We start from the raw sequence: 15,568 nt of genomic DNA on the forward strand, positions 1-15,568 counted from the left end.
GCAGTGCTGGAGGGTGGCGGGCGGGACTCAGGCCTTGCGGAGGTAGCTGCGGACCGCGATCGGGGCGAAGATCACCACGACCACCGCCGCGCTCAGCAGCGTCCAGCCCACGTCGGCCGTGACCAGGCCTTCGTTCGCGAGGGAGCGCACGGCCGACACCAGGTGGGACACCGGGTTGACCTGGACGAACGCCTGCATCCAGCCCGGCAGGGTGTCGACCTCGACGAACGCGTTGGACAGGAACGTCAGGGGGAACAGGACCATGAACGAGACGCCCTGCACGAACGTGGCCGACCGCGCGATCACGCCGATGTAGGCGAAGATCCAGCTCAGTGCCCACGCGCAGACGATCACGAGCAGCCCGGCGAGCACCACGCCGCCGAAACCGCCGCCGGGCCGCCAGCCCATGACGAGTCCGGTCAGGAACGTGATGGTGGTCGCCACGAGGTAGCGGACCGTGTCGGCGAGCAGCGCGCCGGCCAGCGGCGCGATGCGCGCGATCGGCAGGGAGCGGAACCGGTCGAACACGCCCTTGTCCATGTCCTCGCGGAGCTGGACGCCGGTCACGACGGAGGCCGTGATGACGGTCTGCGCCAGGATGCCGGGGATGATCAGCGGCAGGTAGGCACCGACGCTGCCGGAGACCGCGCCGCCGAACAGGTACGTGAACATCAGCGTGAAGATGATCGGCTGGAAGGTCACGTCGATGAGCTGCTCGGGGGTGTGGCGCACCTTGAGCAGGCCGCGGTAGGCCATGGTGAACGACTGGGACACGGTGGCGGCCAGGCCGACCCGGGCGGGCTGGATCGTGGCGGTGTGCGGCGCCGGGGCCAGGGCTGCGGTGCTCATGCGGTCACCTTCTCGGTGTCGTTCCGGGTGTTGTCGGTGCTGCCGCCGGCGGGGGCGTCGTCGGACGCCGCGTGGCCGGTGAGGGTGAGGAAGACCTCGTCCAGGCTCGGCTTGTCGAGGCTGACGGAGTCGATCGGCACCCGGGCGTCCCGGAACCGGACCAGCAGGTCGGCGACGGCCTCGGCGTGGGGGACCGGCACGGTGATGCGCAGACCCTCGGGTGCGACGACGCCCGCGGCGCCGAAGACCTGCTGCACCAGGCTGAGCGCGGTACCGAGGTCGTCGGCGTGGGCGAGCCCGACCTGGAGCGACTGGGCGCCGACGGTGGACTTGAGCTCGTCGGCGGTGCCCTCGGCGACCACGGTGCCGCGGTCGATGACCGCGATGCGGTCGGCGAGCTGGTCGGCCTCGTCGAGGTACTGGGTGGTGAGCAGCACCGTGGAGCCGTCCGCGACGAGGCGGCGGATCGTGTCCCACATCTGGTTACGGGTGCGCGGGTCGAGGCCCGTGGTGGGCTCGTCCAGGAAGATGAGCGGCGGCCGGGCGATCAGGCTCGCCGCCAGGTCGAGCCGGCGCCGCATACCGCCCGAGTAGTTGCGCAGCGGCCGCTTGGCGGCGTCGGTCAGCGAGAACTCCTCCAGGAGCTCGGCCGACTTGGCCCGCGCGGCGCGTGCGGAGAGCCCGAGCAGCCGCCCGAAGACCACGAGGTTCTCGGTGGCGCTCAGTGTCTCGTCGACCGACGCGTGCTGGCCCGTGACCCCGATCAGGGAGCGGACGGCGGCGCCCTCGCGGGCGATGTCGTGGCCGAAGATGCGGGCCTCGCCGCCGTCGGGTCGCAGCAGGGTGGCGAGCATGCGGATGGTCGTGGTCTTGCCCGCGCCGTTGGGCCCGAGCACCCCGTAGACGGTCCCGGTGCGGACGGTGAGGTCGACGCCGTCCACGGCGCGGTTGTCGCCGAAGATCTTGACGAGGCCCTGTGCCTCGATCGCGTTCGTGTTCATGCCCCCAGCGTGCGGGGGCCCGCTCGCACGGGACTGTCAGACCGCTGTCACGGCGCGCTCACCCCGCGGTTCACCGCACCCGCGTCGTCAGCCACACACGCGTGGTCCCCGCGATCAGCGCGGCTGCGCCGATCATGTGCAGCCCGACGAGCAGCTCGGGCAGGTCGGTGAAGTACTGCACGTACCCGATGAGACCCTGCGCCAGCGTGATGGCGAGCAGGATGACGGCCGCGCGGCGCACCTCGGCCGGTCCGCGCCGGACCGCCACGAGGAACGCGACCAGGGCGGCGAGGAACACCCACACCGCGGCGGCGTGCCACCTGGTCAGGAGCGCCGGGTCGATGGCGAACCGGTAGCCCACCTCGGAGTCGCCGCTGTGCGGGCCTGCACCGGTCGTCAGCACGCCGAGCACGACGACGACGGCGGTGAGGCCGGCCAGGGCCCACGCGAGCGTCCGCACGCGCGGGGCCACCACGAGCCGCGCGGGCCCGTCGCCCTCGTCGTGTCGGTGCACCAGGTACAGGGACAGGGCGACCAGCGCGCCGGAGACCGCGAAGTGCAGGGACACCCAGCCCGGGTGCAGGTGGAGCAGCACCACGATGCCGCCGATCAGGGCCTGCGCCAGCACGCCCACGACGGGCGCCAGGCCGAGCATGCGGTAGGACGCCGTGCGCTTCAGGTCGGTGCACACCAGCACCGCGAGCAGCACCGCGACGACCCCGAGCACGCCCGTCAGCGTGCGGTTGCCGAACTCGATGTAGGGGTGCAGCGTCGTCGCCTCGTGGAACTGCGGCGTGAAGCTGCCGGGCTCGCACTGCGGCCACGTGGAGCAGCCCAGGCCCGAGTCGGTGAGGCGCACGGCGCCGCCCGTCCCGATGATGCCGATCTGGCCGATCAGGTTCGCGACGAGGACCGCGCGGGTCCAGTGGCGAAAGCGGTCCACGCGGCCGGGGAGCGCGTCGAGCCAGGAGACAGGGGCGGCGGGTGCGGTCACGGGTCCCACGCTAGTGCCCGACGACGGCACTGCCTCCCGTGCCGGTCCCGGACCGGGTGTGATTCTTTGCGGACCACCTGTCAGGAACGTGTCAGACGCTCAGGTCACCCCGGTGACCTGAGCGTCTGACACGTGCGGGAGGAACCCTCAGAGGCCGCTGACGTTCAGCAGCAGGTTCGGCGAGCCGGTGCCCGGGTCGGACACGACGTCCGGCACGGCCGCGCCGGTCAGGGCGTCGCCGACCTCGGCCGGCGTCGCGCCCGGGTTGCCGCCCAGCACGAGCGCCGCGGCGCCCGCCACGTGCGGCGTCGCCATCGAGGTACCGCTGATGGTGTTCGTCGCGGTGTCGCCGGTGTACCAGGCCGACGTGATGTCGGTACCGGGCGCGAAGATGTCCACGCAGGTGCCGATGTTGGAGTACACGGCACGGGCGTCCGTGTCCTCGGTCGCGCCCACCGTGAGGGCCTCCGGCGTGGAGCCCGGCGAGCCGTCGCAGGCGTCGGCGGCGTAGTCGTTGCCGGCGGCCAGGGCGAAGGTGACCCCGTCCGCGACGGCCTCGGACACGGCGTCGTTCACGGCCTGCGAGAAGCCGCCGCCGAGCGACATGTTGGCCACGGCCGGCTCCCCGGCCTGGTGGTCGGCCGTCACCCAGTCGATGCCGGCGATGACGCCGTCGTAGGTCCCGGAGCCGCCGCAGTCCAGCACGCGGACCGCGACGAGCGAGACGTCCTTGGCGACGCCGTAGGACGAGCCGCCCACGGTGCCCGCGACGTGCGTGCCGTGGCCCGCGCAGTCGGTGGCGTCGTCGTCGTTGTCCACGGTGTCGGTGCCGCTGACCGCGCGGCCGCCGAAGTCCTCGTGGGTGGTCAGGATGCCGGTGTCGACGATGTACGCCGTCACGCCCGAGCCCGAGTTCCCGTACGTGTACGAGTCGTCGAGCGGCAGGCCCTCCTGGTCGATGCGGTCCAGACCCCAGGAGGGGACCGGCGACTGCGTGTCCGTCGCGGTCATGACCCGGTTCTGCTCCACGTACGCGACGGACGGGTCCGCCTCGAGCCGCTCGGCCTGCGCCGCCGACATCGACGCCGAGAAGCCGCGCACCGCGTTGGTGTAGGAGCGCTGCACCTCGCCGCCGTACTCCTGCACCAGGCCGCTCGCGGCGCTCCGGACCTGCTTCTTGGTGACGTCGCTGTCCTTGAGGACCACGATGTAGGAGTCCTCGACGACCGCGCCCGCGACGGGTGCGGGTGCCTCGTCCGGCGTCGCCGAGGCCACGGCCGCTGCGGCCGGGGCCGCCGCGAGGGCGATCGCGATACCGGCACCGACGATCAGCCGGCGACGGTTGCTGTGAGTGGAAGTCACGCTGCCTCCCTGGGGAATGTAGGTGAAATGGACCCTAAAGGGGCAAATTTCACCCGACAACCTCTCGAAAAGGTCATACCGCCCAGATATGCGTGTGTGGTAGGTAGTTCCCCGGTCAGGCCCAGGTAGCGATCAGTGCCAGCGGAACAGGCGGGCCGCGCCCGCGCCGAGCGCCGTGGTCCAGGCCAGCAGCACCACCACGGAGAACGGGGGCACCGAGCCGTACAGCAGCGCGCCGCGCATCGCCTCGCCCAGGGCACCGGAGGGCAGCAGCACCGCCACGTGCGCCAACGGCCCCGCGAGCTGCTGCGCGGGCAGCAGCACGCCGCCACCCACCGTGAGCAGCACGAGCACCAGGTTGGCCACGGCCAGCACGCCCTCGGCGCGCAGGGTCCCCGCGAGCAGCAGGGCCAGGGCGGTGAACGCGGCGGTCCCGAGCAGCACGGCGCCGACGACGGCGGGCAGCGCGCCCAGCTCCGGCCGCCAGCCGAGCGTCACCGCGACGCCGCAGATGACCACGACCTGCACCACCTCGACGGCGAGCACGCCGAGCACCTTGCCGGCCAGCAGCCCGGACCGGCCGAGCGGCGTGGTGGCCATGAGGCGCAGCACGCCGTTGCGCCGGTCGAACGCCGTCGCGATCGCCTGCGACGTGAACGCCGTCGACATCACCGCGAGCGCCAGCACGCCCGGCGTCACGAAGTCGACGCGCGAGAAGCCGTGCGTGTCCAGGTCGATGAACGACGTGCGCACCAGCGCGAAGAGCACCAGGACGGGCAGCACGATCGTCACGAGGAGCTGCTCGCCGTTGCGCAGGATCGCGCGGGTCTCGAACGACGCCTGGGCGGCGATCCGGCGCACCGCCGGCGCGGCGGCGGGCTCGACCCGGGCTCCGGCGGGCTCGACCCGCGAGGTGGGCGCGCTCATCGCAGGTGCCTTCCGGTGAGGTCGAGGAAGACGTCCTCGAGGGTGCGGCTGCCGGTGGTGACCGACCGGGCGAGCACGCCCTGCCCGGCGAGCCACGCGGCCACGGCGGCCACGGCGGCCGGGTCCACCGGTCCCGTCACGGTGTACACCCCGGCCTCGCCCTCGCTGACCACCCAGGAACCCGGCAGGGCGGTGCGGAGCGGGGTGAGGTCCAGGTTCGGGGTGGCCTCGACCCGGATCGAGCCCGGACCCGCACCGCTCCCGGACGTCAGGTCGCGGACGGTACCCGACGCGATCACCCGGCCGTGGTCCACGACGTGCACGTGGTCGGCGAGGTCGGCGGCCTCGTCCATGAGGTGGGTGGTCAGCACGATCGCGACGCCGTCGGACCGCAGCTCGCGCACCAGGTCCCAGACGGCGCGCCGGCTCTGGGGGTCCATGCCGGCGCTGGGCTCGTCGAGGAAGACGACGTCGGGCCGCCCGACCACGGCCGCCGCGAGCGCGACCCGCTGGCGCTGCCCGCCGGACAGGCGACGCACCGTGGTGCGCGCGAAACCGTGCAGGCCGAGGCGTTCGGCGAGCTCGTCCACGGGGCGGGGCGTGGCGTACATGGCGGCGACGTGCCGCAGCAGCTCCAGGGCGCGCACCCCGGTGGGCAGCCCGCCGTCCTGCAGCATGACGCCCACGCGGGGGCGCAGCGCCCGGGCGTCGGCCACGGGGTCGTGGCCCAGCACGCGGACGGTGCCGCCGTCGGGGGAGCGCAGGCCCTCGCAGCACTCGATGGTGGTGGTCTTGCCCGCGCCGTTGGGGCCGAGGACGGCGGTGACGGCGCCCGGGCGGGCGGTCAGGTCCAGGCCGTCGACGACGGCGCGGCCGTCGTAGCGCTTGACGAGCCCGCGCACCTGGACGGCGACCTCGTGGTCGGCACCGGCGGGGCTGGCTGTGGCGGCGTCCGCGGGGGCCGCCTGGGCGGGGTCGATCGCGGTCGCGTCGGACAGGGGCACCGCACAATCGTAGGCGGCACCGCGCGCGGCCGAGGTCGTCCGGCGTGACCTGGGGGTGGACCTCCCGTGTGAGATGTGTCGCGATCCACCACAACTGAGGGTCGCCTTCCTTGCGCATCTCGAATTAGGGAACAAGGATGTTCTCAAAAGCATTGGCGCCTACGAAGGCGTGCCCACCGGGTGAGGTCTGCCCCCGGACCGACGGAGGAGGAGGTGACCAGCATGAGCGCACCGACACAGGTGTCCGCCGGCCACGCGGTGAGCCATCCGGCGAGCCACGAGACCGACGGCACCACGCGACGGCGCGTGCTCGAGCTCGTCGCCTCCCGCGGTCCGGTCACGGCGGGCGCGCTGGCCGCCGTCCTGGGCCTGACCGCCCCGGCCGTGCGCCGGCACCTCACGCTCCTGGAGGAGGACGGCAAGATCACCGTCCACGAGGCCACGCCGTCGGGCACCCCCCGGCGCGGGCGCCCCGCGCGGCGGTACGTCGTCACGAGCGGCGGCCAGTCCGAGCTGGCGGGCGGTTACCAGGAGATCGCCCGGCAGGTGCTGCGGTTCCTCAAGGAGACCGGCGGCAGCCAGGCGGTGGCGGGCTTCGCCAAGGAGCGGTTCGACGCCGTCGCGCGCAGCTACGCACCGCACCTCACGGCGCCCGACGCCGAGGGCCGCGCCGCCCAGCTCGTCCAGCTCCTGTCGGCGGACGGCTACGCCGCCTCCGTGCGGCCGGTGCCGGCCCCGCTGACCGGCCCCACGGCCGGTGTCGTGGCGCCGGCGGTCCAGCTCTGCCAGGGGCACTGCCCGGTGCAGCACGTGGCCGAGGAGTTCCCCGAGCTGTGCGAGCAGGAGGCCCGCGCGTTCAGCGAGCTGCTGGGCTCGCACGTCCAGCGGCTGGCGACCATCGCCGGCGGCGCACATGCTTGCACGACCAACATCCCCGTGAACGTCTCTGCCCACCCAGGCGCAGGCGTCCCGCGAACGTTCCCCGCGACGACCCCCACCGAAGGAAAGTGATGAGCGCAGAAACGCAAGCGCCAGAGCAGCGCTCCGACGACGAGATCATCGCCAGCATCGGCGCCTACGAGTACGGCTGGCACGACAGCGACGCCGCCGGCATGTCCGCGCAGCGCGGCCTGAGCGAGGAGGTCGTCCGCAACATCTCGGCGCTCAAGAACGAGCCCGAGTGGATGCTGAACCAGCGCCTCAAGGCCCTCCGCCTGTTCGGCAAGAAGCCGATGCCGAGCTGGGGCTCCGACCTGTCGGGCATCGACTTCGACAAGATCAAGTACTTCGTGCGGTCCACGGAGAAGCAGGCCACCTCCTGGGAGGAGCTGCCCGAGGACATCAAGGCCACGTACGACCGGCTCGGCATCCCGGAGGCGGAGAAGCAGCGCCTCGTCGCGGGCGTCGCCGCCCAGTACGAGTCCGAGGTCGTCTACCACCAGATCCGCGAGGACCTGGAGGAGCAGGGTGTCATCTTCGTCGACACCGACACCGGCCTGCGCGACTACCCGGAGCTGTTCCAGGAGTACTTCGGCACGGTCATCCCGTCGGGCGACAACAAGTTCGCCGCGCTGAACTCGGCCGTCTGGTCGGGCGGCTCGTTCGTCTACGTGCCGCCGGGCGTGCACGTGGAGATCCCGCTGCAGGCCTACTTCCGGATCAACACCGAGAACATGGGCCAGTTCGAGCGCACGCTGATCATCGCCGACGAGGGCAGCTACGTGCACTACGTCGAGGGCTGCACGGCGCCGATCTACACGTCGGACTCCCTGCACTCGGCCGTCGTCGAGATCGTCGTCAAGAAGAACGCCCGCGTGCGCTACACGACGATCCAGAACTGGTCGAACAACGTGTACAACCTCGTGACCAAGCGGGCCACGGCCGCCGAGGGCGCCACCATGGAGTGGGTCGACGGCAACATCGGCTCGAAGGTCACCATGAAGTACCCGGCGATCTACCTGCTGGGCGAGCACGCCCGCGGCGAGACGCTGTCCATCGCCTTCGCGGGTGAGGGCCAGCACCAGGACGCCGGCGCCAAGATGGTCCACGCGGCACCGAACACGTCGTCGTCGATCGTCAGCAAGTCCGTGGCGCGCGGCGGCGGCCGCACGTCGTACCGCGGGCTGGTGCAGGTGCTCGAGGGTGCCTCCCACTCCGCGTCCAACGTCCTCTGCGACGCGCTGCTGGTGGACCAGATCTCCCGCAGCGACACCTACCCGTACGTGGACGTCCGCGAGGACGACGTGTCCATGGGTCACGAGGCCACGGTCTCGCGGGTGAGCGAGGACCAGCTGTTCTACCTCATGTCCCGGGGTATGGAGGAGACCGAGGCCATGGCCATGATCGTGCGCGGGTTCGTCGAGCCCATCGCGCGCGAGCTGCCCATGGAGTACGCGCTCGAGCTCAACCGCCTCATCGAGCTGCAGATGGAAGGGTCCGTCGGCTGACATGACTCTCACGACCGATCACTCGCGCGCTGTTGCCGACGGCGCCCACTCCCACGGCGCCGTCAAGCCCCAGGGCTCACGTGCGGAGCGCCTCACGTCCTTCTCCCTGGACGACATCCCCGTGCCCAACGGCCGCGAGGAGGAGTGGCGCTTCTCCCCGGCCGACCGCCTCCAGCCGCTGTTCCAGGCCGACCTGGGCTCCGCGGGCGTCACGGTCCAGGTGACCGCCGCCCCCGAGGTCAAGGTGGAGACCGTCGCCCGCGACGACGCCCGCCTGGGCACCGCCGGCAAGCCCGGCGACCGTACCGCCGTCACCGCGTGGAACGCCTTCGAGCAGGCCACCGTCGTGACGATCCCGGCCGAGGCCGTGGCGTCCGACGTCACCTCCGTGCGCCTGGAGGGCGTGTCCACGGACGCGACCGCCGCCCACGTGCTGGTCCGCGCCGAGCGCCACTCCGAGGCCGTCGTGGTCATCGACCACAACGGCGTCGGCTCGCTCGCCGAGACCGTCGAGATCGTGGTCGAGGACGGCGCGCACCTGACCGTCGTCAGCGTCCAGGACTGGGCCGAGGGCGCCGTGCACGCCTCGTCGCACCGCGCCCGCCTGGGCCGCGACGCGAAGCTCAAGCACGTCGTGGTGACGTTCGGCGGCGACGTCGTGCGCATCACGCCGGACGCCGAGTTCACCGCCGAGGGCGGTGACGTCGAGATGGTGGGCCTCTACTTCGCGGACACCGACCAGCACCAGGAGCACCGCCTCTTCGTGGACCACGCGGTGCCGGAGTGCAAGTCCCGCGTGACCTACAAGGGAGCCCTGCAGGGCTCCGGCGCGCACACCGTGTGGGTGGGCGACGTGCTGATCCGCGCGAATGCCGAGAACACCGACACCTACGAGCTCAACCGCAACCTGGTCCTCACGGACGGCGCGCGCGCGGACTCGGTGCCGAACCTCGAGATCGAGACCGGCGAGATCGCCGGCGCCGGCCACGCCAGCGCCACCGGCCGCTTCGACGACGAGCAGCTCTTCTACCTCCAGGCCCGGGGCATCCCCGAGATCGAGGCCCGCCGTCTCGTCGTGCGCGGCTTCTTCGCCGAGCTCATCCACGAGATCGGCGTCCCGTCGGTCGAGGAGCGCCTGCTGGCCTCCATCGAGGCCGAGCTGGAGAAGTCGATGAGCGTCATCACCGGGGCGCCGGCTGCCGAGGCTCCGACCGCATGACCGCGCAGCTGGCCTGCATGACCGACGACCTGGGACCGGAGGAGGCGATGCTCGTGGAGCTCGACGGCGCCGACGGCGCCCCGGTCGCGGTCGCGGTGGCCCGTGACGCCGACGGCACCTTCCACGCCATCTCGGACGTCTGCTCGCACGGCGCCGTCTCGCTGTCCGACGGTGAGGTCGAGGGCTGCCTCGTGGAGTGCTGGCTGCACGGTTCCCAGTTCGACCTGCGGACCGGCATGCCCGTCCAGCTCCCGGCGGTGCGCCCCGTGCCCGTCTACCCGGTGACCGTCGACGGCGAGCGCGTGCTCGTCGACATCGACGTGACCGTCCCCGTCTCCTGAAACCACTGACTTCGCAACCCTGGAGTAACAGATATGCCCACCCTCGAGATCCGCGACCTGCATGTCAGCGTCGAGACCAAGGAAGGCCCCAAGCCGATCCTGCGCGGCGTCGACCTGACGATCGCCAGCGGTGAGACCCACGCGATCATGGGCCCCAACGGCTCGGGCAAGTCCACCCTGGCCTCGGCGCTCGCCGGCCACCCCAAGTACACCGTCACCTCGGGCACCGTCACGCTCGACGGCGAGGACCTGCTGGCGATGACCGTCGACCAGCGCGCCCGCGCCGGCCTGTTCCTGGCCATGCAGTACCCGGTCGAGGTCACCGGCGTCTCGGTCGCGAACTTCCTGCGGACCGCCAAGACCGCCATCGACGGCACCGCCCCCGCCCTGCGTACCTGGGGCAAGGAGGTCAAGGGCGCGATGGAGAACCTGCGCATGGACCCGGCCTTCGCCGAGCGCTCCGTGAACGAGGGCTTCTCCGGCGGTGAGAAGAAGCGCCACGAGATCCTGCAGATGGAGCTCTTCAAGCCGCGCTTCGCCATCCTCGACGAGACCGACTCCGGTCTCGACGTCGACGCGCTGCGCATCGTCTCGGAGGGCGTGAACCGCGCCAAGGAGAACACCGAGGTCGGCATCCTGCTGATCACGCACTACACGCGCATCCTGCGCTACATCAAGCCCGACTTCGTGCACGTCTTCGTCGACGGCAGGATCGCGGAGGAGGGCGGCTCCGAGCTGGCCGACCGCCTCGAGGAAGAGGGCTACGACAAGTACGTCGGCGCGAGCGCGACGGCCACGGCCTGACCGACCGCTGAGGCACTTCGAGGGGACATGATGACCACCACCACCGTGCGACCGGGCGACCCGGCGCCGCAGGCCACGGAGAGCGGCTCGCTCTCCACCACCGAGCTCGCCGCCGTCCGGGCGGACTTCCCGCTGCTCGGGCGCACGGTGCGGGGTGGTCAACCCCTCGTGTACCTGGACTCCGCCGCCACCTCCCAGAAACCCCAGGTGGTGCTGGACACCGAGGTGGACTTCTACGAGCAGCGCAACGCCGCGGTCCACCGCGGCGCGCACCAGCTCGCCGAGGAGGCCACCGAGGCGTTCGAGCAGGCGCGCGCGGCGGTCGCCGCGTTCGTCGGCGCCGACGAGGGCGAGATCGTCTGGCAGCCGGGCGCGACCGCCGCGATCAACGTCGTGGCGTATGCCTTCTCCAACGCGACCCTGGGTCGTGGGGGAGAGGCCGCGGCGCGGTTCCGGCTCGCGCCGGGCGACGAGATCGTCGTCACCGAGGCGGAGCACCACGCCAACCTTGTCCCGTGGCAGGAGCTGGCCGCCCGGACGGGCGCCGTCCTGCGCTGGATCCCGGTGGCGGACGACGGCCGGCTCGACCTCTCGACCCTCGACGAGATCGTCACGGAGCGCACCCGCGTGCTGGCGTTCGGGCACGTGTCGAACGTGACCGGCGCGATCGCGCCCGTCGCCACGCTCGTCGCGGCGGCGCGGCGGGTCGGTGCGCTCACCGTGCTCGACGCCTGCCAGTCCGTGCCGAACATGCCCGTGGACCTCCACGCGCTCGGCGTCGACTTCGCCGCGTTCAGCGGGCACAAGATGCTCGGCCCCACCGGCGTCGGCGCCCTGTACGGGCGGCGCGAGCTGCTGGAGGCCATGCCGCCCACCGTCACCGGCGGGTCCATGGTCGAGGTCGTGACCATGGAGTCCACCACCTACGCGCCGCCGCCGCAGCGCTTCGAGGCCGGCACCCAGATGGTGGCCCAGGCCGTCGGCATGGGCTGCGCGGCGGAGTACCTCGGGGAGCTCGGCATGGCGGGCGTCGCCCGGCACGAGACCGAGCTGGCCGCCGAGATGCTGAAGATCGCCGACATCCCGGGCGTCCGGGTGATCGGCCCCCTCGACACGGCCGACCGGCTCGCCGTGGTCTCGTTCGTGGTCGACGGCGTGCACGCGCACGACGTCGGGCAGGTGCTGGACGACAAGGGCATCGCCGTGCGGGTGGGGCACCACTGTGCGCAGCCGCTGCACCGCCGGTTCGGCGTGGCCGCCACGGCGCGCGCGTCGGCGTCGGTCTACACGACGGTCGAAGAAGTTGTCGCCTTCCGGGAAGCCTTGGCAGGGGTCCGGGCGTTCTTCGGAGCAGAGTGATTTCTTCGGTGAGATCTAGAAAGGCAGCGTCGTGAGCACGCTCGAGCAGATGTACCAGCAGGTGATCCTGGACCACGCGAAGCATCCGGTGGGCCGCGGGCTCGTCGACGTCGCGTCGGTGGAGGGACACCTCGCGGGGGAGTCGCACCAGGTGAACCCGACGTGCGGTGACGAGGTGACCCTCCGGGTCGACGTCACGCCGGAGGGCTCCGTGGCGGGCGTCTCCTGGGAGGGGCAGGGATGCTCCATCTCGCAGGCGTCCGTGTCGGTCATGACGGGGCTCGTCGAGGGCGCCGACCTCGCCGAGGTGGCGCGGCTGGACGGCCTGTTCCACGACCTGATGTCGTCCCGCGGCAAGGGCCTGGGCGACGACGACGCCGAGGACGCCCTCGGCGACGCGACCGCCTTCACCGGCGTGTCGCAGTACCCCGCCCGGATCAAGTGCGCGCTGCTCGGCTGGGCGGCGCTCAAGGACTCGCTGGCGCGCAGCGGCGCGCTGGCCACGAGCTGAGGAGAGACCGATGACTGAGGCAAGCACCGACGTCGGGCAGGACGCCCCGGCCGCTCCGGCCGAGGGCGTGGGCCCCTCGCCCACCACCGTGGTGGACGTCGAGGAGGCGATGCGCGACGTGATCGACCCCGAGCTGGGCATCAACGTCGTGGACCTGGGCCTGATCTACGGCATCCAGGTGGACCAGAACAACCACGCGACCATCGACATGACCCTCACGTCGGCGGCCTGCCCGCTGACGGACGTCATCGAGGACCAGAGCGCCCAGGCGCTCGAGGGCCTCGTGGACGGCTTCCGCGTGAACTGGGTCTGGATGCCGCCGTGGGGTCCGGAGAAGATCACGGACGACGGCAAGGAGCAGCTGCGGATGTTGGGCTTCAACGTCTGACGGCTCGCGCTGATCGGCTGATCAGCGGAAAGGCAGTTTGACCTGTGGTTTCGCCTCGGGTCCCGTGGGACTGCGGTGGACAGGGGTGGCCAGGTGAGGCCACCCGTCCTCCCACGGGATCCGGGGCGTTCGTGCACGTGGGCACCTGCGCTTGCGCACGTGCTCGGCGCCACGGGCGGCGAAGGCGAGATCAGGCAGCCTTCACCGTCGTCCGTCGAGTTGTGGGATGTCGGTGCCCTGCGCGGAGCGCAGCACGTGGGAGCGTGCGTGCGCGACGGCGTCGGCCAAGGTGTTGAACACGTGGTTCTCGTGACGTAGCTCGTCCAGCACGCCGACCGTGACCATGAGCTTGCGATGCCGGGGTTGCACGCCCTTGACCAGCACCGTGATGCCCCGCTGTTCGAGTGCCGTGACAAGTTCCGCGAGGGCCTTCGCCCCGGTGGCGTCGACCATGCCCAGGTGGGAGAGGCGGAGGATGACGACCAGGACGTTCTCGCGGACCGAGGCGTCGGTGACCTCGCCGAGGATCCGGTCGGACGCTCCGAAGAACATGGCGCCGTCCAGCCGGAACAGCGCAACATGCTCGTCGCCCTCGTGCGCGACGCCCGGTAGTGGCTCGCGGTGCACGGACGAGGCGCGTGCCAGACGCCGCAGGGTGAAGAAGGCTGCGACGACCAGCCCGATCTGCACGGCCTCGATGAGGTCGAACCCGACGGTGATGACGGCCGTGACGATGAAGGTGGTGGCGTCGGACCGGGTCGAGCGCAGGACGGAGCGGATGGTCCCGGCACCGATCATGCGAAACGACGTCACCATGAGCACGCCTGCCAGAGCAGCGAGCGGTATGCGCCCCACGGGTCCGGTGGCGAGGTAGATCACCGCGAGGATGACCAGTGCGTGCACGACGGCGGCCAGCCGGGTGCGGGCTCCGGAACGGACGTTGACCGCGGTGCGCGCGATCGCGCCGGTGGCGGGCATGCCGCCGAACAAGCCAGATGCCAGGGAGGCGAGGCCTTGCCCGACAAGCTCCCGGTCGGGTTCGTAGACCGAGCCGCCTGGCGCCATCGACGCGGCGACCCGCGCGGACAGCAGAGACTCGATGGCGGCCAGCGCCGCGATCGCGACGGCCGCACTCAGCAGGTCTCCGACGGCGGACGCGCTGACACCGGGCAGGACCGGGACGGGAAGAGTGTCGGGCAGGTTCCCGATGCGGGCGAGAGGTGCCCGGGTGGCCTCGGCGAGCACGGTCGCGACCACAACGGCCACCAGGGAGGCGGGGATCGCGTCGTGCAGGCGGCGCAGGACCACCATCGACGTGGCGACCAGCGCCACGATCCCGAGCGACCAGAGCGTGGTCGCGTCCAGCGCGAGTGAGTCGAGGGCCAGGGCCGCGTCGCCGATCGCACGTACCGCCGTGACCAGGGTGTTTCCTCCGACTCCTGTGTCCTGCCCGACGGCAGCGGGAACCTGCTGCAGGAAGATGATCGTGGCGATCCCGAGCGTGAACCCCTCCACCACCGGCCACGGGATGAAGGTCACCACCCGCCCGAGCCGGAGCAGTCCCGCCATGAGCACGAGGAGCCCGGCAAGCACGGTGACCAGGGCGACAGAGCCGAGTCCATGGTCGACGACGATCGGCGCGAGCACGACAGCCATGGCACCGGTCGGGCCGGAGACCTGGAACCGGGAACCGCCGAACACCGCCGCGACAATGCCGGCGATGACGGCCGTGACCAGGCCGGCGGCCGCTCCGACGCCGGAGCTGACGCCGAAGGCGAGCGCGAGCGGCAGCGCGACGACACCCACGGTCGTGCCGGCGAGCAGGTCGGCTCCGAGCGTCCGGGGTCGCAGGTCGTAGTCGCGCCGCCGGGGAAGCAGGTCACGGACGTCCAGCCCGACGAGCGCGTCGCGGACCGTCATCACTCCGCGACCTGGTTCGGGGCCGTCTCGGTCAGGGCCACTTCCAGCACTGCCCGGGCGCTTGCCCCAGGCAGGGTGGGCAGGCGGCGCGCGATGGTGAGCCGCTCGTCGTCGGCGTCGAGGCCGGCCAGGCGCCGGAGCAGGAAGGCGCGCGCGACCAGGAGCAGCTCCGCGACCAGGGGTTCGGCGAGCCGGTACTGCACCGCGTTGCCTGACCGTGTCGAGACGACCACTCCTGCGCGTTTGAGGACCGCGAGGTGCTGGGAGAGCGCAGACGGTTCCGCGCCCGTCACCTTCAGCAGGCGGGAGACCGGCGCCGTCAGGTCAGGGGCGGCCGCGAGTACCTCGAGTACCTGGATCCGCGCGGGGTGCGCCAGGCTCTTGAAGAGTTCCGCCTTGATCGCATAGAGGGGCTGTGCGTCCACCGAAGCACTTTAGCATC

16 protein-coding genes are annotated in these 15,568 nt (G+C 71.8%); 8 read left to right on the forward strand and 8 right to left on the reverse strand.

The features are described 5' to 3' along the window. Positions 1-27: 27 nt before the first annotated feature. From ACH45N_RS11700 to ACH45N_RS11725, 6 genes are all read right to left on the reverse strand, one after another. Positions 28-849 (reverse strand): ABC transporter permease, encoded by an 822-nt coding sequence (locus ACH45N_RS11700; RefSeq protein WP_397393913.1) that lies wholly within the window; start codon positions 847-849, stop codon positions 28-30. Continuing rightward, the gene (locus tag ACH45N_RS11705) at positions 846-1,850 is read right to left on the reverse strand and encodes an ATP-binding cassette domain-containing protein (RefSeq protein WP_397393915.1); all 1,005 of its coding nucleotides are present in this window, start codon (positions 1,848-1,850) and stop codon (positions 846-848) included. Before ACH45N_RS11705 ends, ACH45N_RS11700 begins: the two co-directional genes overlap by 4 nt. Positions 1,851-1,920: 70 nt before the next feature. Beyond that, complete coding sequence (locus tag ACH45N_RS11710) at positions 1,921-2,844, reverse strand: heme A synthase (RefSeq protein ID WP_397393917.1); 924 nt, start codon at positions 2,842-2,844, stop codon at positions 1,921-1,923. A gap of 147 nt (positions 2,845-2,991) precedes the next feature. Next, positions 2,992-4,206, reverse strand: a complete 1,215-nt coding sequence (locus ACH45N_RS11715) for a S8 family peptidase (protein ID WP_397393919.1) — start codon at positions 4,204-4,206, stop codon at positions 2,992-2,994. A 132-nt stretch (positions 4,207-4,338) separates the two neighbouring features. Then, the gene (locus ACH45N_RS11720) at positions 4,339-5,133 is read right to left on the reverse strand and encodes an ABC transporter permease (RefSeq protein ID WP_397393921.1); all 795 of its coding nucleotides are present in this window, start codon (positions 5,131-5,133) and stop codon (positions 4,339-4,341) included. Beyond that, on the reverse strand, positions 5,130-6,137 hold the full coding sequence (locus ACH45N_RS11725; protein WP_397393923.1) for an ABC transporter ATP-binding protein: 1,008 nt from the start codon (positions 6,135-6,137) through the stop codon (positions 5,130-5,132). Before ACH45N_RS11725 ends, ACH45N_RS11720 begins: the two co-directional genes overlap by 4 nt. A gap of 222 nt (positions 6,138-6,359) precedes the next feature. On the opposite strand from ACH45N_RS11725, the gene ACH45N_RS11730 reads away from it, so the two are divergent. From ACH45N_RS11730 to ACH45N_RS11765, 8 genes are read left to right on the forward strand one after another with little or no spacing between them, the layout of a single operon-like run. Beyond that, complete coding sequence (locus ACH45N_RS11730; protein ID WP_397393925.1) at positions 6,360-7,148, forward strand: helix-turn-helix transcriptional regulator; 789 nt, start codon at positions 6,360-6,362, stop codon at positions 7,146-7,148. Then, positions 7,148-8,584 carry a Fe-S cluster assembly protein SufB gene (gene sufB / locus ACH45N_RS11735; protein WP_036960043.1) on the forward strand — a complete coding sequence of 479 codons (1,437 nt, stop codon included), beginning with the start codon at positions 7,148-7,150 and terminating at the stop codon, positions 8,582-8,584. Before ACH45N_RS11730 ends, sufB begins: the two co-directional genes overlap by 1 nt. 1 nt (position 8,585) lies before the next feature. After that, on the forward strand, positions 8,586-9,803 hold the full coding sequence (sufD, locus tag ACH45N_RS11740) for a Fe-S cluster assembly protein SufD (protein WP_397393928.1): 1,218 nt from the start codon (positions 8,586-8,588) through the stop codon (positions 9,801-9,803). Beyond that, positions 9,800-10,144, forward strand: coding sequence for a non-heme iron oxygenase ferredoxin subunit (locus ACH45N_RS11745; RefSeq protein WP_397393930.1), 345 nt, complete (start codon positions 9,800-9,802; stop codon positions 10,142-10,144). Before sufD ends, ACH45N_RS11745 begins: the two co-directional genes overlap by 4 nt. A 33-nt stretch (positions 10,145-10,177) precedes the next feature. Beyond that, the gene (gene sufC / locus ACH45N_RS11750) at positions 10,178-10,948 is read left to right on the forward strand and encodes a Fe-S cluster assembly ATPase SufC (RefSeq protein ID WP_397393932.1); all 771 of its coding nucleotides are present in this window, start codon (positions 10,178-10,180) and stop codon (positions 10,946-10,948) included. A 30-nt stretch (positions 10,949-10,978) separates the two neighbouring features. After that, positions 10,979-12,307: a cysteine desulfurase gene (locus tag ACH45N_RS11755; RefSeq protein ID WP_397393934.1), complete on the forward strand. Its 1,329-nt coding sequence runs from the start codon at positions 10,979-10,981 to the stop codon at positions 12,305-12,307. Between the two features lie 31 nt (positions 12,308-12,338). After that, on the forward strand, positions 12,339-12,818 hold the full coding sequence (gene sufU, locus ACH45N_RS11760; protein WP_397393936.1) for a Fe-S cluster assembly sulfur transfer protein SufU: 480 nt from the start codon (positions 12,339-12,341) through the stop codon (positions 12,816-12,818). 10 nt (positions 12,819-12,828) lie between these two features. Beyond that, positions 12,829-13,206, forward strand: a complete 378-nt coding sequence (locus ACH45N_RS11765; protein WP_020012947.1) for a metal-sulfur cluster assembly factor — start codon at positions 12,829-12,831, stop codon at positions 13,204-13,206. 201 nt (positions 13,207-13,407) lie between these two features. Here the strand turns inward: ACH45N_RS11765 and ACH45N_RS11770 are convergent, their stop codons facing one another. Further along, entirely contained in the window at positions 13,408-15,126 is a 1,719-nt protein-coding gene (locus ACH45N_RS11770; protein WP_397393938.1) for a SulP family inorganic anion transporter, read from the reverse strand. Beyond that, positions 15,126-15,551 (reverse strand): ArsR/SmtB family transcription factor, encoded by a 426-nt coding sequence (locus ACH45N_RS11775; RefSeq protein ID WP_397393940.1) that lies wholly within the window; start codon positions 15,549-15,551, stop codon positions 15,126-15,128. The genes ACH45N_RS11770 and ACH45N_RS11775 overlap by 1 nt, the downstream gene beginning before the upstream one ends. Positions 15,552-15,568 lie beyond the last annotated feature (17 nt).

Origin of the sequence: Promicromonospora sp. NPDC019610 (assembly GCF_044389365.1) — a bacterium.
Taxonomy (GTDB): Bacteria; Actinomycetota; Actinomycetes; order Actinomycetales; family Cellulomonadaceae; genus Promicromonospora.

Coding starts and splice junctions, on each gene's coding strand:
- ACH45N_RS11765 (WP_020012947.1), top strand. CDS start 12,829: ATGACTGAGGCAAGCACCGACGTCGGGCAGGACGCCCCGGCCGCTCCG.
- ACH45N_RS11745 (WP_397393930.1), top strand. CDS start 9,800: ATGACCGCGCAGCTGGCCTGCATGACCGACGACCTGGGACCGGAGGAG.
- ACH45N_RS11730 (WP_397393925.1), top strand. CDS start 6,360: ATGAGCGCACCGACACAGGTGTCCGCCGGCCACGCGGTGAGCCATCCG.
- ACH45N_RS11755 (WP_397393934.1), top strand. CDS start 10,979: ATGACCACCACCACCGTGCGACCGGGCGACCCGGCGCCGCAGGCCACG.
- ACH45N_RS11720 (WP_397393921.1), bottom strand. CDS start 5,133: ATGAGCGCGCCCACCTCGCGGGTCGAGCCCGCCGGAGCCCGGGTCGAG.
- sufC (WP_397393932.1), top strand. CDS start 10,178: ATGCCCACCCTCGAGATCCGCGACCTGCATGTCAGCGTCGAGACCAAG.
- ACH45N_RS11705 (WP_397393915.1), bottom strand. CDS start 1,850: ATGAACACGAACGCGATCGAGGCACAGGGCCTCGTCAAGATCTTCGGC.
- ACH45N_RS11700 (WP_397393913.1), bottom strand. CDS start 849: ATGAGCACCGCAGCCCTGGCCCCGGCGCCGCACACCGCCACGATCCAG.
- sufB (WP_036960043.1), top strand. CDS start 7,148: ATGAGCGCAGAAACGCAAGCGCCAGAGCAGCGCTCCGACGACGAGATC.
- sufD (WP_397393928.1), top strand. CDS start 8,586: ATGACTCTCACGACCGATCACTCGCGCGCTGTTGCCGACGGCGCCCAC.
- ACH45N_RS11770 (WP_397393938.1), bottom strand. CDS start 15,126: ATGACGGTCCGCGACGCGCTCGTCGGGCTGGACGTCCGTGACCTGCTT.